Genomic DNA, 24855 nt, shown 5'->3' with positions numbered 1-24855 from the left:
AATTTCTTATTTCTCATTTTTTGGAGGGGGTTATAAACTTAAATAGAAATTTATGAATTTGCTCTGTGCAATGTCTGGTAAATGATATTTCTTATCGATTGCTCGTAACATTAAAAAAGCGCGTTTAAAACGCGCTTTTTAATTACTAAACTAAATTAGCTAGCGTCAACTACTTTGACAGGCACAGATTTTTCAGCACTGAATTTAGTGATCATTGCTTCTTCAACCGGTGTGAACGATGTTAGGTCAATGCCTTCAACCGCAGACTTATATTCTTCGATTGTAGGGAAACGGCCTAATACGCTTGCAAGTACTACAAGTGGTGTAGAACCAAGCAGTGATTCACCTTTTTTATCTGATGTATCAGCTACAACACGACCTTGAAACAGACGTGTTGATGTGGCGATTACAGTGTCACCAGGTTCAGCTTTTTCTTGGTTACCCATGCATAAGTTACAGCCTGGGCGTTCTAAGTATAAGATATTTTCATACTTAGTACGTGCCGCAGTTTTTGGTTTCGCATCGTCAAATTCAAAACCAGCGTACTTAGCCAAGATTGCCCAATCGCCTTCAGCTTTTAGCTCATCAACGATGTTGTATGTTGGTGGTGCAACAACTAATGGTGCATTAAAGACGATTGAACCGTTTTTCTTTTCAAGGTTGCGTAACATGTGAGCGATGATTTTCATATCGCCTTTATGAACCATACACGAACCAACAAACGCCAAATCAACTGGCTTGTCAGTGTAGTATGAAACAGGGCGAATAACGTCATGAGTATAACGCTTAGATACATCGTCGTTGTTTACGTCTGGATCGGCAATCATTGGCTCAACGATTTCATTTAGATCAACCACTACTTCAGCGTAGTATTTAGCTACATCATCAGGTGCAAGCGCAGGGTTTGTGCCGCTGTTGATCTCTTCGATACGTGTGTTAGCTAAGTCGATAAGACCTTGAAGTGTCTGTGCTTTATTATCCATACCTTTGTTGATCATGATTTGGATACGGCTCTTAGCCAACTCAATAGACTTGATCAACGTTTCGTCGTTAGAAATACAGATTGATGCTTTCGCTTTCATTTCTGCAGTCCAATCCGTGAAAGTAAACGCTTGGTCAGCCATTAGAGTACCAATGTGTACTTCAATAACACGGCCTTGGAATACGTTTTCACCGCCAAATTGCTTAAGCATTTGCGCTTGAGTTGCGTGAACAACGTCACGGAAATCCATGTGCTTAGCCATGCTGCCTTTAAAGGTTACTTTAACAGACTCTGGAATTGGCATTGCCGCTTCACCCGTTGCAAGTGCTAATGCCACAGTACCTGAGTCAGCCCCAAACGCTACGCCTTTAGACATACGGGTATGTGAGTCACCACCAATGATAATAGCGCGGTCATCAATTGTGATGTCGTTTAATACTTTGTGGATTACGTCAGTCATTGCATGATAAACGCCTTGCGGATCACGAGCTGTGATCAGGCCAAATTTATTCATGAACGCCATTAATTTAGGAATATTTGCTTGTGCTTTGCTATCCCATACTGATGCTGTATGACAACCTGATTGATATGCACCGTCGAGAATAGGAGAAATAACAGAGGCTGCCATTGCTTCTAGTTCTTGCGCCGTCATTGGGCCAGTTGTATCTTGTGAACCAACAATGTTTACATTAACACGTACATCAGAACCCGCGTGTAGCGGTGAGTCAGACAATACGCCTACGGCATTACGGTTGAAGATTTTTTCAACGGCTGTTAAGCCTTGACCTTCATGCGATATTTCTTTAGCAGGTGCATATACAAGCGGTATATCAATACCTAAAGTTTCTGCTGCAAATGTTTGTAGTTTCTTACCAAATACCACGGCATAAGAGCCGCCAGCTTTCATAAATTCAATTTTTTGAGCACTGAATGCAGAAGACACATCAGCAAGCTCTTTATCGCCGTTGTATAATTTCTTCTCTTTGGTATTAATCGTTAAAACTGTACCAGTAGCAACAGAATACGCTTCTTCAAGAACTGCGTCGCCGTTAGCATCTGTTACTGTGTTACCGTTAGCATCTACCTTCTTAACCCAGTTTTTAAGGTCAAGACCGATACCACCAGTTACATCAACGGTTGTTAGGAAGATTGGTGAAATACCGTTAGTTCCTGCAACCACTGGTGCAATGTTGATGAACGGAACGTATGGACTTGCTTGTTTACCTGCCCAAAGTGCGACGTTATTAACGCCAGACATACGTGATGAACCCACGCCCATGGTGCCTTTTTCAGCAATTAGCATTACTTTTGCATTTGGGTGTTTTTTCTGTAACTCACCGATTTCTTGCTGTGCTTCTGGTGTGATCATGCATTTGCCGTGTAATTCACGGTCGGCACGTGAGTGCGCTTGATTACCAGGAGATAATAAATCAGTTGAAATATCACCTTCACCAGCGATGTAGGTTACAACATCGATTTTTTCTGCAATTTCTGGCAGCTTAGTGAAAAATTCAGCTTGTGCGTAGCTTTCTAATAACTCTTTAGCAACAGGGTGGCCTGCTTTATATGCTGCTTCTAAGCGAGCAGTATCTGCATCGTATAAGAACACTTGTGTTTTAAGTACGTCAGTCGCTTGTGCTGCAATTTCTGCGTTATCAGCAAATGCTAGATCAAGTAGCATTTCAATTGAAGGGCCGCCTTTCATATGTGAAAGAAGCTCAAAAGCATATTCAGTAGTGATTTCTGTTACAGCTTCGTCACCAAGAATAATTTCTTTTAAAAACTGTGCTTTAACGCCCGCAGCACTCGTTGTTCCTGGTAATGTATTATAGATAAAGAAATGCAGAGAATCCTCACGATGCTCGTTGTTCGTATCTTTTATTTGAGTGATGATTTCAGATAGTAGCTCTGCACTATCAATTGGTTTTGGGTTTAATCCAAGTTCCGTTTTACGGGTTTGGATTTCTTCCATATATTTTGTATACAAACTCATAGAAAACTCTCGGTATTTTACTTGATATGAAGTTAAGCATTTTAACTGATTTACAGTGACTAGTAATGCCCAAATGAAAAAAGCTTTGTGCCCAACTATAATTATAGCTGGTTTTACGTTGACGGTATCTATACACAAGGTAGGATTTTATCGTACTTGCACCATAATTTGTATATATGAAATGAATATTCACTATTAATCTTGTGAATGTATGATGGTTGTAGCGCATACTCGTCTAACTGTAAAAATTAAACAATGGAGGATTTTTGTTGTTCAATGTCTTCTGAACAGTTGATGCATAATGTACGTATGTGTTTAAACATCTAAATAATGATTATTTCAGCTAAAATAGGATAAAAGCTGTGATTTACGAGTTCGGAAGTTTCAGGTTAGTGCAATCACATATGAGATAAGAAGTTCTATTATGTCTCCTGATTAAATTTATATCGCTCTCGGCTTTTTTCATCAGCGATCCAGACTGTAATATCATTGAGTTTAATCAACCAGTAAGTGTTCAGATGTCGCTTTGTGTCATTTTATTTTATCAACGAAGTATCTCAAAGTATTGGCTCAGATCACTTTCTCAGCGTTCACTATCAATGGTATGCTCTTTTCTTTTAAATAAGAGATTTGCTATGGATGCTATTGAACTTTTATTAACCCGCCAATCAGATCCTCGATTGATTGCCCCAGGCCCTAATGATGATCAACTTAGTATTATTAAACAGGCGGCGTTGCGAGTGCCAGATCATGGCTGTATTGCACCATGGCAATTTATTGTTGTTGAGGGGGAAGGGCGTGAACGTTTGGGTGAGATCTATCATCAAAGTGCTATTGCAGAGCAACAAGATGAAAAAGTGATTAATCGTGCGAAAGAATTACCGCTGCGTGCCCCGATGATTATTATCGCTATTGCAAAATACCAAGCTCACCCAAAAGTTCCACGCGTAGAGCAAGTTCAAAGTGCTGGGTGTGCGGTGTTAGCTATGCAACAAGCAGCTTTCGCTCAAGGTTTAGGTGGTGTGTGGCGCACGGGTTATTTTGCACAGAGTGATGCAGTTAAAGGTGCTTTAAGCTTAACTCGTGAAGATGAAATTGTCGGGTATCTTTATTTAGGGACACCAGCGGTTGATTGTAAAAAATCTGTCCGTCATAGCCCTGAACACTTTTTTACAAATTTATAATCATTTTCACAAATGAATGAACTTTTCTCTAAAAATCTGGTCACATCATATTAAGTTTAAACGTGTTACTCTGCTTTAGCTGTAAGAAGTGCATGGATGCATTAATTGAACTATTTCTTCTGCAGTATGTTTTTTAATCTGTTGTTTTTTGTTAGTGTATGGATAGTCTTATAAAAATAACGATAAAGAAGACGAGAATGATGGGAAATTTATTTCTACGTGAAAAAGAGAAATGGTTAACGTGGTCCTTATGGGGCTTGGTTGGCGCAGCGCTGACTCTTTATATCGCAATGAGTACAAAAACACCGTATTTAGTGGCCTTTTCAGCGATGAGTATTCTTGTTTTACTGACTTGGTGGATGCAACGCAGTAAACGATTTGATTTTGGTCGAGCATTTAAAGTGTGTTTGTACGTAGTGATGTTAAGTGTATTACCGGCATTTATTTTGGTGATTATGCCAAGCGGTGACCTAAACAGATTTGATTTGATATTCCAAGTTATTAGCTTTGTTAGCTTAAGTTTATTAGCGTGTTCATTATGCTCACTAATTGCTCGTCGACCTAAGCAATATTATTGAACTGTCTTAAAATGAGTTAAAAAACCTATAATATCAATTATTTTAGGTTTTTTGCATTTTAGGGGTTTACAAAAAGAGTCATTCCCACTATTATCCGCGCCGTACGGAGAGATGGCAGAGTGGTCGAATGCACCGGTCTTGAAAACCGGCATGGGTTTATAGCCCATCTAGGGTTCAAATCCCTATCTCTCCACCATATTTAAAAAGCCGCCTTATGGGCGGCTTTTTGCTATCTGGAGTTTATGATGTCTCAACAAAACCAATTAAACACGTTGCAACGGGTGGTCAAACATGTCCTGTTATGGACTGTATTTGCTTATTGCTATCACAGTGCCATCAACTTGCTCGTCAAAATGGCTATTGATGCCCAACCTGATGCTGTTTTACTTACGTCGTTTGTTTATTGTTTAGGTTTCAATATTCTCAGTGGACATTTGATCACAAAATATGACAAACATTGGCCTGTGATTGGTGCATTTTTTATTGGGGTCGTTGGTGTTGTTGTAGTACCTGCGGTATTAGTTGGTACGCATGCATTATTGAGTAGACCATTGCTTGCTGGTATTTTAATCAGCCTGCCAGTATTTACTTTTGCAATGGGCCTAATTAAGCAAAAACTCAATAAAAACTAAGCTTAAAGAAGCCCAAAAGGGCTTTTTTTTATGATAGCATAGACGCGTCTTTTAACTGATACCAGCGCATGATAGGTTGGTATAAACAAAACGTGAAACACATTATGTCAGATAATTTTACTACAGATGCTGAAAAAGCAAGTTACGGTATTGGCTTACAAATGGGTGAGCAACTTAAAGCTAATCCATTCGAAGGTTTAAACTTAAATTCAGTATTTGAAGGCATGAAAGATGCGTATGCTGGTAGCGACTTCCAAGTCGAGATCCCTGAGATCCAAGCTGCATTCGAAAAAATCAATACAGAAATTCAAGCACGTCGTGAAGAAGAGTCAAAAGTACTCTCTGCTGAAGGCATTTCATTTTTAGAAGAAAATGCAAAACGTTCTGAAATCACAGTAACTGAGTCTGGTTTACAGTATGAAGTATTAACTGCTGGTGAAGGCGCTAAGCCAACGGCAGAATCAACTGTACGTACTCATTACCATGGTACATTAATCAACGGTACTGTTTTTGATAGCTCTTATGAGCGTGGTCAACCTGCTGAGTTCCCTGTAGGTGGCGTGATCAAAGGTTGGACTGAAGCATTACAAATGATGGGCACTGGCTCAAAATGGCGTTTATATGTTCCTCATGAGCTTGCTTATGGTGAACGTGGTGCTGGCGCTGCAATTGCTCCTTTCTCAACGCTTATTTTTGATGTTGAGTTAATCGAAATTCTTTAATTAGACATTTTGATATTAAAAAGCCGCGCTAATATTTATTAGCGCGGCTTTTTGTTGTTACAAAGTAATATTATACTAATCTGCATAAACATTTGAACAATTTAACGAAGTAAATCACGCTATAACGGCGTTAAAAATTTTTAATTTAGAACCACTGGATATAAAAATTTTTGCTTAGGAAGAACCCTTTGGGCAGCGCATGTTTGGCATTTATACTGCGTTATCGCCTATTTATGGGGAACAACCCACACCATAGGCGCTGCCTTGCCTAAATGCCAAACATACTGCTGCAAAATTAATCACGAAAGGTCAACACGTCCTCGTTATAACGCAATTTACTTGTCATTAAATAGACCCCATATCGACCCAGATTGGTATTAAAAGTAACCACGTACACCAATTCTAAAATTACGACCAGGTAGAGGGGCTTTATCCTTGATAAAAGAGCTGTGAACAAAGCCTAATTCATCTGTAATATTATCTATATTGATATAAAATTGTGTATCAACAGGGCCAACGGTTAATTGGTAATTTGCTTGTGCATCAAATAATGTATAGCTATCAGTTGCAGTTTCATAAGCGGTAATGTCATTTTGTTCAAAATAATGTGTGCCGGTTAAGCTAAACTGCCAATCATTAAGATTATATTGTAACTCAGAGCCTAACTTGTTCGCAGGTATACGCGGTAAGTTATTATCGTCAGAAGATAGCTTGGCCGTTGTAGAATCACCAAAAAGCTTGATCATCGCATTTGAATTTATTTTGTAATGCGCATCAAATTCTAGACCATATAATTGTGCATCTTTGCTTACAAATTGATATACAGTCATGTCACCTTCGTGACCTTCTTCTGCAGCTTCTAAACCGTGCTCTTCATCGAAGACTAGACCCGTATTTTGCTGATAATAGAAATTTTCAATATCGTTATAAAAAAAGTTAACGGTATAACCAAAATCACCACTAAAGCGTCTAAAACTTAAATCAATATTAGTTGATGTTTCTTGCTTTATATCCTCTGGCTCAAAGTGAATCTCACCTTCTTCAATTTCATAGCCTAGGCCAAGTTCATAGGTGCCGGTGGCAATATGAACACCATTTGAAAGTAATTCAGCAGAAAGCGGTGCTCGTTCAGAATGAGATAAGCTTAGTGCGATACTTTGTCCTGGCGTATACTGCCAAATACCACCTGCAGAGACGCTTAAATTAGTGAAACTTTTACTGTATAGCTGTGTTTGTGCGTTTGACTCATCATGGTCATGGTCATGGTCATGGTCATGGTCATGGTCTGCGATTGCGCTATCAATAGTGTAATCTTCTAAGCGTGCACCAAACTCAATAGTAACATCACCAATTTGCTGCTCTTCTAAAATAAAGATTGCATGACTGGTTGTTTTACTGGCTGGAGTAAATGCTTCTTCGCCATTAGCGTCATAGTCAGAATCGCTAAAGTGATAACCTACCATACCGTGCCAATTAGCAAACTTATGCTCAATGTTTAATCGTGCTTCTGTAGTTTCGTTACTAAAAATAGTACCAATAGCACCATCTTCAATTTCAGCATGACGATAGTCAGTATAACCAACACGTAAGTTAATTGTTTCTATCCAATTATTATGCAACGCATAGCTCATAAGACCTTGCCAGCGAGCTTGCTCTACACGTGCATAAACTGGCGTTTCTTCACCTTCTTCGTGGTCATGGCCGAGCTCATGATCGTGTTCGTGTTCATGGTGTTCATGTGCAGGGATACCGTAGTCAGTATCAATACGTCCGTAAGCCAAACCAAGAGTAAAATGTTCACCCACATAACTGGTACCAAAATTAACGGTTTGACTATCAATAAATGTGTTTTCTACAGATGTTGCGGTTTCATGTTCTTCTTCTTCATGGCCGTCATGATCTTCGTGCTCTTCTTCGGGTAAATCAAAACGCGGCGTTTGATAATCATCACCAGTACGTTTTGTACCATCAAAATGAAAATTAAAGTTGTTGTGACCTGTTTCCAGTTTTGCTGCATACGTATTAGCATTTGAAACCGTGTCATGGGTGTATTCAACAGCACCAGTTAGCTGTTCAATGTTATCAGTCGGAATTCGGTTATCAACAACATTTACCACGCCGCCGATCGCACCTGACCCATAGAGTAGGGTTGCAGGTCCACGTAAAACTTCAATTTGTTCTGCAGCTAAACTATCGTTTGAGGTCGCGTGATCAGGACCAATGCGTGACGCATCACTACTGTCTAATCCGTTTTGTGTGATCTTAACGCGCGGGCCATCTAAACCACGGATAATTGGACTTGATGATACCGGACCAAAATAACTGGCATTTACGCCAGGAATTCCCTTGAGAGTTTCACCTAGGGTTGGTTTAGCTTTGTTACGTAATTCATCACCAGCAAGTACGCTCACTGGCGAAATCATTTCTAAGCTGTTTTTATGCAAAGCTGACGCATATACGACCATCGTTTCAACAGACGTTGGGGTGAGTGTAATATTTAGAGCCGAGCTAGCTTCATTTACTGCAATACGTGCATCAATGTAATTACTTTTACTTATGTGTAATTGACTATTGGCATCAACATTAATACTGAATTGACCATTGTCATCAGTTTTAATTGATTGTGTTTTCCCGTGTATATGTACATCGGCCTGACTAATTGGTTGATTATTAGTATCTAATACTTGGCCTTTGATAATGCCAGCATGAGCGGAAAATGAACTAAGGGCAGTGATTATTGCAGTGGAAATTAATGAATGTCGGATCATGGGTACTACATCGTGATGATTATGTTGTGATATAATATAACACCAACAATAAAGAGGATCAATAATGTTATACCATAACTTTTAATAATCCGCTTAAATTTTTATATCCGCTATACTTACTTTTAAGTAGCCGATCATAGGTATTTGCAATGAGTGATAAAACCCGCGTTTTTAAAGCTCGGTTTACTATTGCTGATTTGCGCCAGCAACGGAACCACCAAGAAGTGTTCACTACGGCTTTAGTTAAGAATGAGAGCTTAGAGCATTTTATTTTAAAGCTACTTGGTTACTGTCTGCTATCTTATGATAAAGATGCGGTGATAAATAAGCAATTTGATAAACTAACGCCAGACGTTAGTATTAAAGCCTTAGACGAGCATTATAAGACATGGCTAAGTGTTGATAAGCCCGATGCAGAGCAGCTAATTAAAATAGCCAAAAATGTTGATGAGCTTCTTATATTGACCGCCGCCAATACTGATTGGCTAGCGGATGTTCAGACACGATTGAGTTTCTTTTCAAACAGCCATATTATTGAAATTGATCAGCAGTTTATTGATGATATACGGGCTGGCTTAACGAGAAACTTAAGCTGGGATGTTATAATAGATGACACAAGTTTGATGATTAGCGATAAAGATCATTGCTATGAAACGAATAAATTTGATTGGCACTAAAACGTACCAATGTTTATATCTCGTCTTTTAATCATTTAAAACTCAGGGTAATACTGCCATTTGGTTTACAACAACACAGTAATACTTCGCCTTCTCTGACAAACGCTAAAGGCTCTTGGTTATAATTAACAGTTCCATCAATAAGCGTTGCCCTACAGGCACCACAATAGCCTTCGCGGCACTGATAGGGCACAGTTAATTTGTTTTGTTCTAAACAGTCTAAAAGAGAAGGGCAGCCAGTATTAAAATCAAAACACTGGCTGTCATCTGCAAGGTGAACCTTTGCAGTTTTTTGTACAGACATTAGAGATCAAAATCACCAAAGTCAGACGCATCTACTTGCGAGTCAATTTGGCCAACAAGATATGAGCTTATTTCGGCTTCCTGTGGGGCAACCTGTACATTATCAGAAACAAGCCATGAGCTGATCCAAGGAATTGGATTGCTGTTACTCGGAAATTGTGCAGGTAGGCCAACTGCAATCATACGTGCATTGGTAATGTATTCTACGTATTGACAAAGAATATCTTTATTTAAACCAATCATGGATCCATCTTTAAATAAATACTCAGCCCATTCTTTTTCTTGCTCAGCAGCATCAACAAACATTTGAATTGCTTCTTCACGACACTGTGCGGCTACAATAGCCATTTCAGGGTCATCTTTGCCATCTTGCATAATATTAAGAATATGTTGTGTACCAGATAAATGCAGTGCTTCATCACGGGCAATAAGTTTTATTATTTTTGCATTACCTTCCATTAGCTCTCGCTCAGCAAATGCAAATGAGCAAGCAAAGCTAACATAAAAGCGGATCGCTTCTAAAATATTCACTGACATCATGGCAAGGTACAAAAGTTTTTTAAGCTCAAATAAACTGATATTAACGGTTTCACCGTTAAGCACATGCTTACCTTCACCATATAAGTTGTATACGGCAACTTTATTAATTAACTCGTCGTAATATTTAGTTACCGCATCAGCACGTTCACTAATTTTTTCATTACTGACGATATCGTCAAAAATAAGTTCAGGGGCTTGGGTTACATTACGAATAATATGTGTATATGAACGGCTATGAATTGTTTCACTGAATGCCCATGTTTCAATCCAAGTTTCAAGCTCAGGAATAGACACAATCGGCAGTAATGCAACATTAGGCGATCGACCTTGTACACTATCAAGCAAAGTTTGGTATTTTAAATTACTTAAAAATATATGTTTTTCGTGATCTGGCAAGGCTTGGAAATCTAAGCGGTCTTTGCTTACATCAACTTCTTCTGGGCGCCAAAAAAACGAAAGTTGTTTTTCAATTAATTTTTCGAAAATAGGGTACTTCTGTTGATCATAACGCGATACGTTAACGGTTTGGCCGAAAAACATCGGTTCTTGTAGTTGGTTATTATGGTTTCGGCTAAAAGTAGTATAAGACATAAGATCACTCAAAAAACGAACAGGATAAAGCGGGCGTAAAGCCCGCTTCAAATTTATATTTATAATCGATTAGATTTTACATGCGCCGCCTGCACAATCATCATCTTCCACTTCTGGTGTTTCGTCTTGCATATCAGAAGCACCATCACGTGTATTATGGTAGTAAAGTGTTTTAACCCCTAGTTTATATGCACCTAGTAAGTCTTGTAGTAACACCTTCATAGGTACTTTACCCCCTTCAAACTTATTTGGATCATAATTAGTGTTTGCAGAAATTGTTTGGTCAACAAATTTTTGCATAATACCAACAAGTTCTAAATAACCTTTGTTTGATGGGATATCCCATAATAACTCGTAGCTATCTTTTAGGCGCTCATACTCAGGCACAACTTGCTTTAAAATACCATCTTTACTGGCTTTTACACTGATATGCCCGCGAGGAGGCTCAATACCATTCGTTGCGTTTGAAATCTGTGATGATGTCTCTGACGGCATCAACGCAGATAACGTTGAGTTACGCATACCATACTCTTTAATATTGGCACGCAATGTGTCCCAATCTAGATGCAATGGCTCATCACAGATTTTATCTAAATCACGCTTATACGTATCTGTTGGCATAATACCTTGTGAATACGTTGTTTCGTTAAATTTAGGGCAAGCACCGCGTTCTTTTGCAAGTTCATTTGATGCTTTCATTAGGTAGTACTGAATTGCTTCAAATGTTTTGTGCGTTAATGCGTTAGCACTGCCATCAGAGTAACGCTTACCATTTTTAGCAAGATAGTAAGCGTAGTTGATTACGCCTATACCTAATGTGCGACGACCCATGGTTGCATTTTTTGCAGCGGGGACAGGGTAGTCTTGAAAATCAAGCAGATTATCAAGGGCACGTACAGCCAGCTCTGCAAGTTCTTCAAGCTCATCCAGTGACTCAATCGCACCTAAGTTAAATGCTGACAAAGTACATAAAGCAATCTCGCCTTCTTCATCATTTACATTGTTAAGCGGCTTAGTTGGTAACGCTATTTCTAAACATAAGTTAGATTGACGAATAGGCGCAACTTTAGCAATGAACGGGCTGTGCGTATTGCAGTGATCTACATTTTGTAAGTAAATACGGCCTGTACTTGCACGCTCTTGTGCAAACATTGAAAACAGTTCAATGGCTTTAATACGTTTTTTACGAATTGAGTCATCTTGTTCGTACTGCACATATAATTTATCAAATTCATCTTGATCTTCAAAAAATGCATTATATAAACCAGGCACGTCTGATGGGCTAAAGAGCGTGATGTAATCGTCTTTAATTAAACGCGAGTACATAAGTTTATTAAACTGAACACCGTAGTCAAGGTGACGTACACGGTTATCATCAACACCACGGTTGTTTTTAAGTACTAATAAATTTTCAACTTCTAAATGCCAAAGCGGGTAGAATAAAGTGGCTGCACCACCACGCACACCACCTTGCGAGCAGCTTTTAACGGCTGTTTGGAAGTGCTTATAAAAAGGAATACAACCGGTGTGGTAGGCTTCGCCATTGCGAATAGGGCTACCAAGTGCACGAATGCTACCAGCATTAATACCAATGCCTGCACGTTGCGATACGTATTTTACAATCGCGGATGATGTTGCATTGATAGAATCTAAGCTATCACCACACTCAATAAGTACACATGAACTAAATTGACGTGTCGGCGTACGTACACCGGCCATTATTGGTGTTGGTAATGAAATTTTAAATAATGAAACTGCGTCGTAAAAACGTTTAATGTAATCTAAACGTGTTTCTTTTGGGTAATCTGAAAACAGACTGGCGGCTACTAAAATGTATAAAAACTGCGCGCTCTCATAGATTTCGCCTGTAACGCGGTTTTGGACTAAATACTTACCTTCAAGTTGTTTAACCGCAGCGTAGCTGAAGTTTAAATCACGTCCATGATCAAGGTACTCGTCCAATGCATCAATTTCTTGTTCTGTGTAATCAGCCAGTAAGTGAGCGTCGTAGCGCTTGTCTTCAACTAGCTTAACAATGTGATCATATAAACGAGGTGGTTCAAATTGACCATATGCTTTTTTACGTAGGTGGAATACAGCTAAACGTGCAGCTAAGTACTGATAATCAGGAGACTCTTTAGAGATCTGATCGGCTGCCGCTTTAATGATGGTTTCATGAATGTCTTCGGTACGAATACCGTCATAAAATTGAATATGTGATTTTAATTCAACTTGCGAGACAGAGACATTTTTTAGACCCTCGGCGGCCCAAGCAATAACGCGATGGATCTTATCTAAATCAAGTGACTCTTTGCGGCCGTCACGTTTGCTTACAGATAGCTGTTGGTTCATAATTTTGCCTGTATTCCTTGAGGAAATATTTTCTAAAAAAATTTTTATTGTGTTAATGCTACTTTAACGAGAATTTAATTGTATAAGTCTTAGCCACAACATCTGGTGCTTATCAAATTCTAGGTCACAAGATAGAGTGGTCTGCGATCTTTTGCAAGGTACATAAATACCCTTGATTGTGGATAAGGTTGGGATAACATGATTGTGTTAGTGGGCATTAACCTTTGACCTTCTGATTAAAATGAAATTTATAAAAATCAACTCCAGATTGAGTAAATTATCTCATTTTAAAAATAAATTTCTGCTGCTTTTTTTATCAGCAATCAATGCACAAAAATTAACACAATCACAATATGTAGTGGTTAAAAATTAGCTAGGCACTATATATGGTTAAAAGCATCAATAGGGGAGTACCAATTAAAATCAGCTTGCCAGCCTATTGCATCAGCTACACTAGGGATATATCCCCATAATGCCGTAGCGCTGTGCATGTTTGCAGCTTTGGCTGCGACAATGTCACGCTGTGCATCACCTATGTATAAACACCGAGTTGGTTCAACACCTAATAAATTAGCGGTGTGTAGTAGCGGCAATGGGGAAGGCTTGGCTACTGCTAACGTGTCACCACTGACAACCGCTTGCGCGCCTTTTAATTCAGTAATCGCTGAAACTAATGGGGTGGTCAAAAAGCCAGGTTTATTGGTCATTATTCCCCATTTAATGTTTTTTTGCTCAAGAGCAATTAATAAAGACGCTATACCAGAAAAACAGTGGCTATGCGTTGCAATATTATTTGCGTAAGCATTTAACAATTGCTGGCGTAAATCACCTTGCTTTGGGTGAGCATGCCACTGCTGGCCGAACCCGGCTTCCAGCAGCGCCATGGCACCATTAGAAGCTGCAGGACGATAGATGTCAGCCGAAACCTGTGGTTGATCATGATCAACGAGTACGCTATTAAGCGCTGCGCCTAGATCATCTGCGGTGTCCAGTAGTGTGCCATCTAAATCAAAAATAAAGGCATCATAGCTAATAACTGGCGTTGCTGTTTTAGAGTCAGCCATTACGCCAGTTTCTCAAAGTGCAAAATATAATTAACGCTGACATCGGTATTTAAGCTGTATTGCTTTGATAGCGGGTTATAGCTAAGGCCAGCGCTGGCACGTACTTTTAATCCAGCTTGCTCTGCCCATGCAATAAGTTGTGCAGGTTTAATAAATTTTTTGTGGTCGTGAGTTCCCTCTGGCACCATTTTTAATAACTTTTCTGCGCCAACAATGGCAAACAAATATGCTTTTGGGGTTTTATTTAAGGTTGAAAAAAATACATCCGCACCCGGTTTGGCTAGTTTGGCAACGGCATGGATAATAGAAGCGGGATCAGGTACATGTTCTAACATTTCCATGCAGGTAATAGTATCAAAGCGAGCAGGGTACTGCGCTGCATACTCTTCTGCTGGTATTTTTATATACTCAACATTTACACCTGTTTCTAAACTGTGCAATTTAGCCACGGTTAATGGTTCTTGACCCATATCAATACCGGTCACGTGTGCGCCCATTCGCGCCATACTTTCACTTAAAATTCCACCACCACAGCCTACGTCGAGTGTTTCTTTGTCAAACAAACCATGGGCTTTGTCGGCTATGAAGTCTAATCGTAACGGGTTGATCTCATGAAGAGGTTTAAATTCTCCATCTCGGTCCCACCATCGTTCGGCAATGGCTTCAAATTTTGCAATTTCTGCGTTATCTACATTTTGATGTTCGGTCATAAAAAGCTTCCTCGTCAATCTGAGGCCATTATATAGGGGGAAATTAATAAATCGCAAAGATTTAGCGCCTGTAAATATAAATAAATTGTGGTAGCATGACTTGGTAATAATAACTAAATACCCGCAAGCGCCCAGTATGTGGCACTTTAGGGGTAAATACTGAAGGAATGTGATATCAAATGACTGATTTCGCCAATGAAATTCTGCCAGTCAATATTGAAGACGAGTTAAAAAACTCCTATTTAGATTACGCGATGAGCGTAATTGTAGGACGAGCATTACCAGACGTACGTGACGGTTTAAAACCTGTTCACCGCCGCGTTTTGTTTGCTATGAACGAGCTTAATAATGATTGGAATAAGCCTTACAAAAAATCAGCCCGTGTGGTTGGTGACGTAATTGGTAAATACCATCCCCATGGCGACAGCGCTGTGTATGACACGATCGTACGTATGGCACAGCCATTCTCATTACGTTATATGCTAGTAGACGGCCAAGGTAACTTTGGTTCAGTTGATGGTGACTCAGCAGCAGCAATGCGTTATACGGAAGTCCGTATGGCGAAAATGTCTCATGAGCTTTTGGCCGATCTTGAAAAAGAAACGGTTGATTTTGTACCTAACTACGACGGTACAGAGCAAATTCCTGACGTATTGCCTACGAAAGTTCCTAACTTATTAGTAAACGGTTCATCGGGTATTGCGGTAGGTATGGCAACAAACATTCCGCCTCATAACTTAACTGAAGTTGTGAATGGTTGTTTAGCCCTTATTCAAAACCCTGATTTAACAATCCTTGAGTTAATGGATTATATTCCGGGGCCAGATTTCCCAACTGCGGCAATTATTAATGGTAAAAAAGGCATTGAACAAGCCTATTTAACCGGTCGTGGTAAAGTGTACATGCGTGCACGTGCAGAAATCGAAGTCGACGAAAAAACTCATCGTGAAACGATTATCGTTCACGAAATCCCTTATCAAGTAAACAAAGCGCGTTTAATCGAAAAGATTGCAGAGCTGGTTAAAGATAAGAAGATTGAAGGTATTAGTGCATTACGTGATGAATCAGATAAAGACGGTATGCGTATCGTTATCGAGATCAAACGTGGTGATGTAGGTGAAGTGATTCTAAACAACCTTTATGCACAAACTCAGTTACAAACTGTGTTTGGTATGAACATGGTTGCCTTAATTAATAATCAACCTAAGTGTTTCAATTTAAAAGAAATGCTTGAAGAGTTTATTATTCACCGTCGTGAAGTTGTAACGCGCCGCACCGTATTTGATTTACGTAAAGCTCGCGATCGTGCACACATGCTCGAAGGTTTAGCGATTGCACTTGCAAACATTGACCCAATTATCGAACTTATTCGTAACTCGCCAACCCCAGCTGAAGCAAAAATTGCCTTAGCCGCGCGTCCGTGGGAATTAGGTAATGTTAAAGCCATGCTTGAAAAAGCGGGTGAAGCAAATGTAGCGCGTCCTGATTGGTTAGCTGATGACTTAGGCATTCGTGATGGTCAGTATTATATTTCTGAGCAACAAGCCCAAGCTATCCTTGATTTGCGTTTACATAAGCTAACAGGTCTTGAGCACGAAAAGATTCTAAGCGAATACCAAACGTTATTAGATTTAATTGCTGAGCTTTTATATATTCTTGCTACACCAGAGCGCTTAATGGAAGTTATCCGCGATGAGCTAGTTGAAATTAAAGCGCAATATGGTGATGAACGTCGTACGGAAATCAATGCCGCAGCGCATGATATCAGTTTAGAAGACTTGATCACTGAAGAAGACGTAGTAGTTACACTTTCTCACGAAGGTTACGTTAAGTATCAACCATTATCTGATTACGAAGCACAGCGTCGTGGTGGTAAAGGTAAGTCAGCAACGAAGATGAAAGATGAAGATTTCATCGAACGTTTATTAGTTGCAAATACGCACGATACGATTCTGTGTTTCTCAACAGCTGGTCGCTTATATTGGCTTAAAGTGTATCAATTACCGCTTGCTAGCCGAGCTGCCCGCGGTAAGCCAATTGTAAACTTACTGCCGCTTGAGGCTGACGAACGTATCACAGCAATCTTACCGGTGCGTGAATATGCAGAAGATAAATACATCTTTATGGCAACTGCATTTGGTACAGTTAAGAAAACACCACTGACAGCGTATAGCCGTCAACGTGCTAGCGGTATTATTGCGGTTAACTTAAATGATGGTGATAGCTTAATTGGTGTAGACATCACTGATGGAAGCAACGAGATCATGCTATTCACTGATGCTGGTAAAGTTGTTCGCTTTAAAGAAGCTGAAGAATCTCCAGTATTAGATGAAAATGGTAACCCAGTACTTGATGAAAATGGTAAGCCAGAAATCAAGTTCAAAGGTGTACGCCAGATGGGTCGTACAGCAACGGGTGTTCGTGGTATTAAAATGCCTGAAGGTCAACGTGTTGTCTCATTAATTGTACCTAAGACAGATGGTGCTATCTTAACAGTAACTGAAAACGGTTATGGTAAGCGTACTTTACTTGAAGATTATCCATCGAAGAGTCGTGCGACTCAAGGTGTGGTATCAATCAAAGTAAGTGAGCGTAATGGTGCTGTTGTTGGTGCAGTTCAAGTTGATGATAACGATGAAATCATGATTATATCTAATCGTGGAACCTTAGTACGAACTCGCGTTAACGAAGTTTCTACAGTTGGGCGTAATACCCAAGGTGTTATTTTGATAAGAACTATTGACGAAGAGCAAGTAGTTGGTTTACAACGTATCGAAGAAATTGAAATCGATGAGCTTGAAGCTATCGAAGGCGAAAGCGTTGAAGTAGTCGAGATTGTTAATGATGACGCTGGGGATAACCCTCCAGCAGAATAGCATTAATAAATAAAAGCGGCTTTGGCCGCTTTTTTTTATTGTTAAAATAAAACTGAGCAATAATATTAATCCCCAGATACGGGGATAAATATACACTCTTATTGTTAAATTACTGGAATGAGGAAAGGTAATGAGTAAATATAATTTTTGTGCGGGGCCTGCAATGTTGCCGCCAGAAGTAATGGCAAAAGCACAAAAAGAATTTGTTGATTGGCAAGATTTAGGTGTGTCGGTGATGGAGATAAGCCACCGAAGTAAAGAGTTTTTAGCGCTCACAGCAAAATGTGAAGCAAGTCTACGCCGTTTGATGGATATTAGTGACGAGTTTGAAATATTATTTATGCACGGTGGTGGTCGCGGTCAATTTGCTGCAGTACCGTTAAATTTGCACCTCGATGACAAAGCCGCCGTGTATTGTGAAAACGGCGTATGGTCAAAAGGCGCAGTAACTGAGGCATTAAAATTTACCCAAGTGACAGAGCTTGATGTACGTAATGATAGTGATGAGCAATTTTCAATCAAGCCAGTGAGCGAATGGCAATTCCCCGCGGATCCGTCATACATTCATTATTGCCCTAATGAAACCATTGATGGTATTGAAGTATTTGACGTACCAAGTCATCCTACTGCACCCATAATCGCAGATATGTCATCAACGATCTTATCTCGTGAATTTGACGTCAATAAGTTTGATTTAATCTATGCTGGCGCGCAAAAGAATATTGGTCCATCAGGCTTAGCCATTGTCATCATCCGTAAAACCTTGTTAGAGCGCCAAGGCTTAGCTAAACCTGGTGTATTTGATTACGCGCTAGAGGTTAAGCAAGGCAGTATGTATAACACACCACCAACATTTGCATGGTATTTAGCAGCGGAAGTGTTCGAATGGCTTGAGCAAAATGGTGGCGTTAAAGCCATGGAACAGCAAAACATTGCAAAAGCCGAATTACTTTATGGTTTTATTGACGAGTCGCCATTTTATAACAATAAAGTGGCAAAACACTGTCGTTCACGCATGAATGTACCATTTTGGTTAAACGATGAAAGCTTGAATCAGCAATTTCTATCACACGCTAAAGAAGCTGGTTTACTAGCCCTTGAGGGACACCGTATTGTTGGTGGCATGCGCGCGAGTATTTATAACGCAATGCCACTTGCCGGTGTACAGGCTTTAGTTGATTTCATGGCAAAGTTTGCCAAGGAGAACAGCTAATGGAGCAACTACGTTTAGAGCCAATTAATAACGTAAATGGTAGCGTGACATTACCTGGCTCAAAAAGTTTATCAAACCGTATTTTATTATTGGCAGCACTTGCCGAAGGCACAACGGTTGTTGAAAATTTATTGGACAGTGACGATATTCGCCACATGCTAGGCGCATTAAAATTATTGGGTGTAGATGTAAGCCTCAATGATGATAAAACAGTTGCAACAGTAAAAGGTGTTGGCGGGCAATTATTAACCCCATCAGAGCCATTATTTCTTGGTAATGCTGGTACAGCGTATCGTCCTCTAACGGCCGTACTTGCTGCTGTATCAGGCGAGTACGAATTAATTGGTGAACCGCGTATGGAAGAGCGACCAATTGGTCATTTGGTTGATGCACTGCAAGCGCTTGGCGGTGATGTAACTTATTTAAAAAATAAAGATTATCCGCCACTAAAAATCGTGGGTGGACAGATTAAGGGCGGACAGGTTGAAATTGACGGCAGTATTTCAAGTCAATTTTTAACCGCGCTATTAATGGCAGCCCCCTTATTCAGTGGTGACACCAAGATCACAATTAAAGGCGCGTTAGTTTCAAAACCGTATATTGATATTACCCTCGATGTCATGGCACGTTTTGGTATTGCAGTAGCGAATGATGATTACAAAACCTTTATCGTAAAAGGCGCACAGCAATACCAAGCGATTGAACGCATTATGGTTGAAGGTGATGCGTCATCAGCCTCTTATTTCGTAGCTGCAGCTGCGATTGCAGGTGGTGAAATAGAAATCAAAGGCGTTGGTGCTAAATCAGTGCAAGGTGACATTGGTTTTGCCAAAGTGATGGAGCAGGTGGGTGCTAAAATTGATTGGTATGATGAGCGCTTAGTTGTTCGCAAAGGGCAATTGAAAGGTGTAGACATAGATGCCAACGCTATTCCTGATGCAGCGATGACACTTGCAACAGTGGCTTTATTTGCAGATGGCCCTACAGCTATTCGTAATATTTATAATTGGCGCGTAAAGGAAACTGACCGCTTACATGCAATGGCAACTGAGCTTCGTAAAGTCGGGGCTGAAGTTGTTGAAGGGGAAGATTTTATCGAAATTATCCCCCCAACACACTTTAATGACGTTGCAATTGATACGTACGACGATCACCGCATAGCCATGTGTTTTGCTATGGTAGCAGTAGGTGGAAAAGCAATTACAATTAATGATCCTAAATGTACCTATAAAACATTTCCGACATTTTTCAAGACCCTAGCGTCAGTAAGTCATTAAGGTACAGCGTTGTTGATATAAAAAGTTACATACAAAAAGCGGATAAATTTAATTATCTGACGTATAATATGGCGGTTTTATTTTGGTGTGCATTGAAGGAGGTTTAAATGCAGGCGTTATTAATGCCCGTAATCACCGTTGATGGCCCAAGTGGTTCAGGTAAAGGAACTGTTTGTCGCTTGTTAGCCGAGAAATTAGGGTGGGATGTATTAGACAGTGGTGCTATTTATCGTGTTTTATCACTGGCTGCACTTCACCATCAAATTGCATTGGACAATGAAGAGGCATTAGTGCCTTTAGCTGCCAATTTAGATGTGCAATTTTTAGTGGATAGTCAAACAAATGCTGGAAAAGTTATTCTTGAAGGCGAAGACGTATCAACTACAATACGTAATGAAGAGGTTGGTGCTGCAGCGTCAAAAGTTGCAGCGCTACCACGCGTTAGAGAGGCCTTATTACGCCGCCAACGCGCATTTCGCACAGAAAATGGCTTAGTTGCAGATGGCCGAGATATGGGCACTGTCGTGTTTCCAGATGCGCCATTGAAAATATATTTAACCGCAAGTGCAGAAGAACGTGCTCGTAGACGTTTTGTTGAGTTGAATGAGCGCGGTCTTGATGTTACACTAAGTGGTCTATTAGAAGACATTAAAGCACGTGATGATCGCGATATGAATCGCGCTGTTGCGCCGCTTGTGCCTGCAGATGATGCAATTGAACTCGATACTAGCGAGCTTAATGCTCAGCAAGTATTTGATAAAGTTATAACTTTAATCGATATTGCAATATCTGAAGGTAAGTTTCCTAAACGAAACTAAACACATTTTATGCACCAGCAGGATGCCAGTGCTATTTTAACAACCCCATGCAGCATGGTTGCTAATTGGTAATAATATATGAGACGTATATTCGTATGTCAGAAAATTTTGCGCAGTTATTTGAAGAAAGCTTAAAGGGTTTTGAAGCAGAGCAAGGCTCTATTGTTAAAGGTACAGTTATCTCAATCGAGAACAACATTGTACTTGTAGATGCTGGTCTTAAATCAGAAAGTGCTATCCCTGCAGAGCAGTTCAAAAATGCTGCTGGTGAACTAGAAGTTGCTGTTGGCGACGAAGTAGATGTTGCACTAGATGCAATTGAAGACGGTTTCGGTGAAACTATCCTTTCTCGTGAGAAAGCTAAGCGTCACGAAGCATGGATCCGTCTTGAGAAAGCATGTGAAGAGCAAGAGACTGTTACTGGTGTTATCAACGGTAAAGTTAAAGGCGGTTTCACAGTTGAAGTTGATTCAATCCGTGCTTTCCTACCTGGTTCACTTGTTGATGTTCGTCCAGTACGTGACACAACTCACCTTGAAGGCAAAGAGCTTGAATTTAAAGTAATCAAGCTTGATCAAAAACGTAACAACGTTGTTGTTTCACGTCGTGCAGTTATCGAATCTGAAAACTCACAAGAACGTGAAGAGCTTCTTGCTAACCTTGTTGAAGGTCAAGAAGTTAAAGGTATCGTTAAGAACCTTACTGACTACGGTGCATTCGTTGACCTTGGTGGTGTTGATGGTCTACTACACATTACTGATATGGCGTGGAAGCGTGTTAAGCACCCTTCAGAAATCGTTAATGTTGGCGACGAAATCGCAGTTAAAGTTCTTAAATTCGACAAAGATAAAACTCGTGTATCTCTAGGTCTTAAACAGCTTGGCGAAGATCCATGGGCAGCTATCGCTGGTCGTTACCCAGAAGGTTCTAAACTTTCTGGTCGTGTAACTAACCTTACTGATTACGGTTGCTTCGTAGAAATCGAAGAAGGCGTTGAAGGTCTAGTACACGTTTCTGAAATGGATTGGACTAACAAGAACATCCATCCTTCAAAAGTTGTTAGCCTTGGCGACACTGTTGAAGTTATGGTTCTTGAAATTGACGAAGAACGTCGTCGTATTTCACTTGGTCTTAAGCAATGTATTGCTAATCCTTGGCAAGAATTTGCTCGTCTTCAAAACAAAGGCGATCAAGTTACTGGTAAGATCAAATCAATCACTGACTTCGGTATCTTTATCGGTCTTGACGGTGGTATTGACGGTCTTGTACACCTTTCAGACATTTCTTGGAATACACCTGGCGAAGACGCTGTACGTGAATTCAAGAAAGGCGACGAAATCACTGCTATCGTATTGCAAGTTGACCCAGAGCGTGAACGTATCTCTCTAGGTGTTAAGCAAATCGAAGCTGACCCATTCAATAACTACCTTGATGCAAACAAAAAAGGTGCTATTGTTAAAGGTAAAGTGACTGAAGTTGATGCGAAAGGCGCAACTGTTGAACTTATCGAAGGCGTTGAAGGTTACATCCGTGTAGCTGATATCGCTCAAGAGCGCGTTGAAGATGCAACTACTGTTGTTTCTGTAGGCGACGAAATTGAAGTGAAATATGTTGGTGTTGATCGTAAGAACCGCACTTTAAGCCTTTCAGTTAAAGCTCTTTTCGAAGCAGAAGAGAAAGAAGTACTAGAAAAGCTTAAGAAAGAAGAGCCAGTGTTTGAAAACGCAATGGCAGCTGCTTTCGCAAATGCACAAAAAGACTAATTAATCAGTCTTAATTGGAAGGGCAGTGTTGCCCTTCCTTTATCTCTTTTTAAGGAAACGTTATGACTAAGTCAGAATTGATAGAACAATTAGCCGAGCAACACGCACATGTCCCTGTGAAAGATGTTGAAAATGCTGTTAAAGAAATTCTTGAACAAATGGCCGGCTCATTATCAAGCTCAGATCGCATAGAAATTCGTGGTTTTGGTAGTTTCTCATTACATTTTCGCTCACCTCGCACAGGTCGTAACCCTAAAACAGGCGATACTGTTGAGTTAGAAGGTAAGCATGTACCACATTTTAAACCAGGCAAAGAATTACGCGATCGTGTAAATGCGAGTATTGCCTAGTTATTAAGTTGGAGTAGTTACTTGTTTAGGGTATTAAAAATTATTCTGGTAGCAATATGCCTAATTTTTGCATTTGTACTTGGTTCGCAAAATCCGCACTTGGTGAAAATCAATTATATTATTGCCAGTAATACGTTACCCCTCGCAATGATTATAAGTATCTGTTTTGCTTTAGGTGTCGTGATCGGTTGCTTTATAAGCTTTAAGTTGTTTTCACAATTGAAGTGGCAAAACTACCGTTTGAAAAAAAAATTAGCACCTGAAAAAAATAAAAATAAGCTCGTAGCTAATAAAGATTCTTAATTATGATTGAGCTTTTGTTTTTACTTTTGCCTGTTGCGGCTGGTTATGGCTGGATAATGGGTAAGAACAGTGCTAAAAACCAAGCTCATCAGCTAAATCGTCAGATCACGTCTGAATACAGTAAAGGCTTAAAGTTTTTACTCGACAGAGAAGAAGATCAAGGTCTTGAGCATTTAATTAACTTGCTTGAAGTATCAGCTGACTCTGTTGAACATTATTCTACACTTGCGACTATGTTTCGCCGTCGAGGCGAGCTAGACCGCGCGATAAAAATTCACGAACTACTGCTTAAACACCCAAGCCTTAATGAACAACAAGCTGCCAGTAGCCGACTTGAACTTGCCGAAGATTATATTATGGCGGGTTTGCTTGATGGCGCCGAAGAGCATTTAGTGTGGTTGATAAAAGCAAACCACAGTGATGCTTTAGAACCGATACTTAATTTATATTCACAAACACGTGAATGGGAAAAAGGTATTAATATGTTCGAGGCTCACAGCGACTTATTTTCAAAGCCACAGCATTTTAAAGCCATAGCCAATTTTTATTGTGAGGCTGCGTTAATAGATAACGACCCACAAGTTATGCGCAAAGCTATTAGTCTAAATCATAAAGCAATTCGCCCTTTGTATGAATTAGGTAAGTCTGCTTATGCAAAAGAGGATTATGTAAAAGCGATTTATTATTGGCGTGAGCTGATATGTACTTTTACTTTTTTTGCTCCTTTATTTATTGATGATCTTGCTCACAGCTATAATCAATTAAAGTTGACTGAGCAATTTCATGCGTTACTTTTACAATTGCTTGATAAGGGCGGGGTGTTGATAAAAATAAAACATTGCCAAGCATTACTTGAGCAAGGGCACACAGATCAAGCAATTAAATTTTTAACTGATAGCTTAAAGCGTCAACCTACAATTCGCGGTTTTAGTTTTTTATTACAGCTTCTTGCTAAACAAAATACAGATATTAAAGATGTGCTTGATCAAATCGATAAGTTAGTCACCTCTTATATTGCCACAAAACCAGATTTTCAATGTCAACACTGTGGTTTCACCAGCCATACAATTTATTGGGTTTGTCCATCGTGTAAACATTGGGAAACCATTGTACCAAGCCGTGGTTTAGACGGTTTTTAGTTTTCTATAAAATATTCACT

The 24855-nt window shown here is 39.8% G+C and carries 20 protein-coding genes and 1 tRNA gene; 14 read left to right on the top strand and 7 right to left on the bottom strand.

All coding sequences use genetic code 11. The features are described 5' to 3' along the window. Window positions 1–155: 155 nt before the first annotated feature. Window positions 156–2975 carry a bifunctional aconitate hydratase 2/2-methylisocitrate dehydratase gene (locus HJP15_RS09235; protein ID WP_169326350.1) on the bottom strand — a complete coding sequence of 940 codons (2820 nt, stop codon included), beginning with the start codon at window positions 2973–2975 and terminating at the stop codon, window positions 156–158. Window positions 2976–3610: 635 nt separating this feature from the next. On the opposite strand from HJP15_RS09235, the gene HJP15_RS09230 reads away from it, so the two are divergent. From HJP15_RS09230 to bamJ, 5 genes are all read left to right on the top strand, one after another. Next, on the top strand, window positions 3611–4159 hold the full coding sequence (locus HJP15_RS09230) for an NAD(P)H nitroreductase (protein WP_054203615.1): 549 nt from the start codon (window positions 3611–3613) through the stop codon (window positions 4157–4159). Window positions 4160–4359: 200 nt separating this feature from the next. Continuing rightward, a complete protein-coding gene (locus HJP15_RS09225; RefSeq protein WP_054203683.1) occupies window positions 4360–4737 on the top strand; it encodes a hypothetical protein in 378 nt (125 codons plus the stop codon). Window positions 4738–4842: 105 nt separating this feature from the next. Continuing rightward, window positions 4843–4933: transfer RNA gene (locus HJP15_RS09220), tRNA-Ser, on the top strand. A 49-nt stretch (window positions 4934–4982) separates the two neighbouring features. Beyond that, window positions 4983–5369, top strand: coding sequence for a hypothetical protein (locus tag HJP15_RS09215; protein ID WP_170173580.1), 387 nt, complete (start codon window positions 4983–4985; stop codon window positions 5367–5369). Between the two features lie 104 nt (window positions 5370–5473). Continuing rightward, on the top strand, window positions 5474–6091 hold the full coding sequence (gene bamJ, locus HJP15_RS09210; protein ID WP_054203617.1) for a BamJ family beta-barrel-assembly machinery protein: 618 nt from the start codon (window positions 5474–5476) through the stop codon (window positions 6089–6091). 377 nt (window positions 6092–6468) lie between these two features. On the opposite strand, the gene HJP15_RS09205 is transcribed toward bamJ, so the two are convergent. After that, window positions 6469–8859 carry a TonB-dependent receptor gene (locus HJP15_RS09205; protein WP_170173579.1) on the bottom strand — a complete coding sequence of 797 codons (2391 nt, stop codon included), beginning with the start codon at window positions 8857–8859 and terminating at the stop codon, window positions 6469–6471. Between the two features lie 149 nt (window positions 8860–9008). Here HJP15_RS09205 and HJP15_RS09200 point away from each other — a divergent pair, with 149 nt between their 5' ends. Then, window positions 9009–9536, top strand: coding sequence for a YaeQ family protein (locus HJP15_RS09200; RefSeq protein ID WP_054453443.1), 528 nt, complete (start codon window positions 9009–9011; stop codon window positions 9534–9536). A 31-nt stretch (window positions 9537–9567) separates the two neighbouring features. Here the strand turns inward: HJP15_RS09200 and yfaE are convergent, their stop codons facing one another. From yfaE to ubiG, 5 genes are all read right to left on the bottom strand, one after another. Next, complete coding sequence (yfaE, locus tag HJP15_RS09195; RefSeq protein WP_054203620.1) at window positions 9568–9840, bottom strand: class I ribonucleotide reductase maintenance protein YfaE; 273 nt, start codon at window positions 9838–9840, stop codon at window positions 9568–9570. Next, window positions 9840–10970: a class Ia ribonucleoside-diphosphate reductase subunit beta gene (nrdB, locus tag HJP15_RS09190; protein WP_054203621.1), complete on the bottom strand. Its 1131-nt coding sequence runs from the start codon at window positions 10968–10970 to the stop codon at window positions 9840–9842. The genes yfaE and nrdB overlap by 1 nt, the downstream gene beginning before the upstream one ends. A gap of 69 nt (window positions 10971–11039) precedes the next feature. Then, window positions 11040–13322, bottom strand: coding sequence for a class 1a ribonucleoside-diphosphate reductase subunit alpha (gene nrdA / locus HJP15_RS09185; protein ID WP_054453446.1), 2283 nt, complete (start codon window positions 13320–13322; stop codon window positions 11040–11042). A gap of 380 nt (window positions 13323–13702) precedes the next feature. After that, window positions 13703–14386: an HAD family hydrolase gene (locus HJP15_RS09180; RefSeq protein ID WP_054453449.1), complete on the bottom strand. Its 684-nt coding sequence runs from the start codon at window positions 14384–14386 to the stop codon at window positions 13703–13705. Continuing rightward, a complete protein-coding gene (ubiG, locus tag HJP15_RS09175; RefSeq protein ID WP_054203624.1) occupies window positions 14386–15096 on the bottom strand; it encodes a bifunctional 2-polyprenyl-6-hydroxyphenol methylase/3-demethylubiquinol 3-O-methyltransferase UbiG in 711 nt (236 codons plus the stop codon). Before ubiG ends, HJP15_RS09180 begins: the two co-directional genes overlap by 1 nt. 179 nt (window positions 15097–15275) lie before the next feature. Between ubiG and gyrA the strand changes: the two genes are divergently transcribed. From gyrA to lapB, 8 genes are all read left to right on the top strand, one after another. Next, complete coding sequence (gene gyrA / locus HJP15_RS09170) at window positions 15276–17972, top strand: DNA topoisomerase (ATP-hydrolyzing) subunit A (RefSeq protein ID WP_054203625.1); 2697 nt, start codon at window positions 15276–15278, stop codon at window positions 17970–17972. A gap of 130 nt (window positions 17973–18102) precedes the next feature. Further along, the gene (gene serC / locus HJP15_RS09165; RefSeq protein ID WP_054203626.1) at window positions 18103–19185 is read left to right on the top strand and encodes a 3-phosphoserine/phosphohydroxythreonine transaminase; all 1083 of its coding nucleotides are present in this window, start codon (window positions 18103–18105) and stop codon (window positions 19183–19185) included. Beyond that, a complete protein-coding gene (aroA, locus tag HJP15_RS09160; protein ID WP_054453452.1) occupies window positions 19185–20462 on the top strand; it encodes a 3-phosphoshikimate 1-carboxyvinyltransferase in 1278 nt (425 codons plus the stop codon). Before serC ends, aroA begins: the two co-directional genes overlap by 1 nt. A gap of 107 nt (window positions 20463–20569) precedes the next feature. Continuing rightward, on the top strand, window positions 20570–21280 hold the full coding sequence (gene cmk, locus HJP15_RS09155) for a (d)CMP kinase (protein WP_054453454.1): 711 nt from the start codon (window positions 20570–20572) through the stop codon (window positions 21278–21280). Window positions 21281–21375: 95 nt separating this feature from the next. Next, on the top strand, window positions 21376–23043 hold the full coding sequence (gene rpsA / locus HJP15_RS09150; RefSeq protein WP_029216020.1) for a 30S ribosomal protein S1: 1668 nt from the start codon (window positions 21376–21378) through the stop codon (window positions 23041–23043). A 62-nt stretch (window positions 23044–23105) separates the two neighbouring features. Beyond that, on the top strand, window positions 23106–23393 hold the full coding sequence (gene ihfB / locus HJP15_RS09145; RefSeq protein WP_016707218.1) for an integration host factor subunit beta: 288 nt from the start codon (window positions 23106–23108) through the stop codon (window positions 23391–23393). A 21-nt stretch (window positions 23394–23414) separates the two neighbouring features. Continuing rightward, the gene (locus tag HJP15_RS09140; protein ID WP_054203629.1) at window positions 23415–23696 is read left to right on the top strand and encodes a lipopolysaccharide assembly protein LapA domain-containing protein; all 282 of its coding nucleotides are present in this window, start codon (window positions 23415–23417) and stop codon (window positions 23694–23696) included. Between the two features lie 2 nt (window positions 23697–23698). Next, window positions 23699–24835, top strand: coding sequence for a lipopolysaccharide assembly protein LapB (gene lapB, locus HJP15_RS09135; protein ID WP_054203630.1), 1137 nt, complete (start codon window positions 23699–23701; stop codon window positions 24833–24835). The last annotated feature ends 20 nt before the right edge of the window (window positions 24836–24855 follow it).

The sequence above is a fragment of the Pseudoalteromonas sp. NEC-BIFX-2020_002 genome, assembly GCF_013002825.1.
GTDB lineage: Bacteria > Pseudomonadota > Gammaproteobacteria > Enterobacterales > Alteromonadaceae > Pseudoalteromonas > Pseudoalteromonas neustonica.
This window is presented reverse-complemented; position numbering and strand designations above follow the sequence as displayed.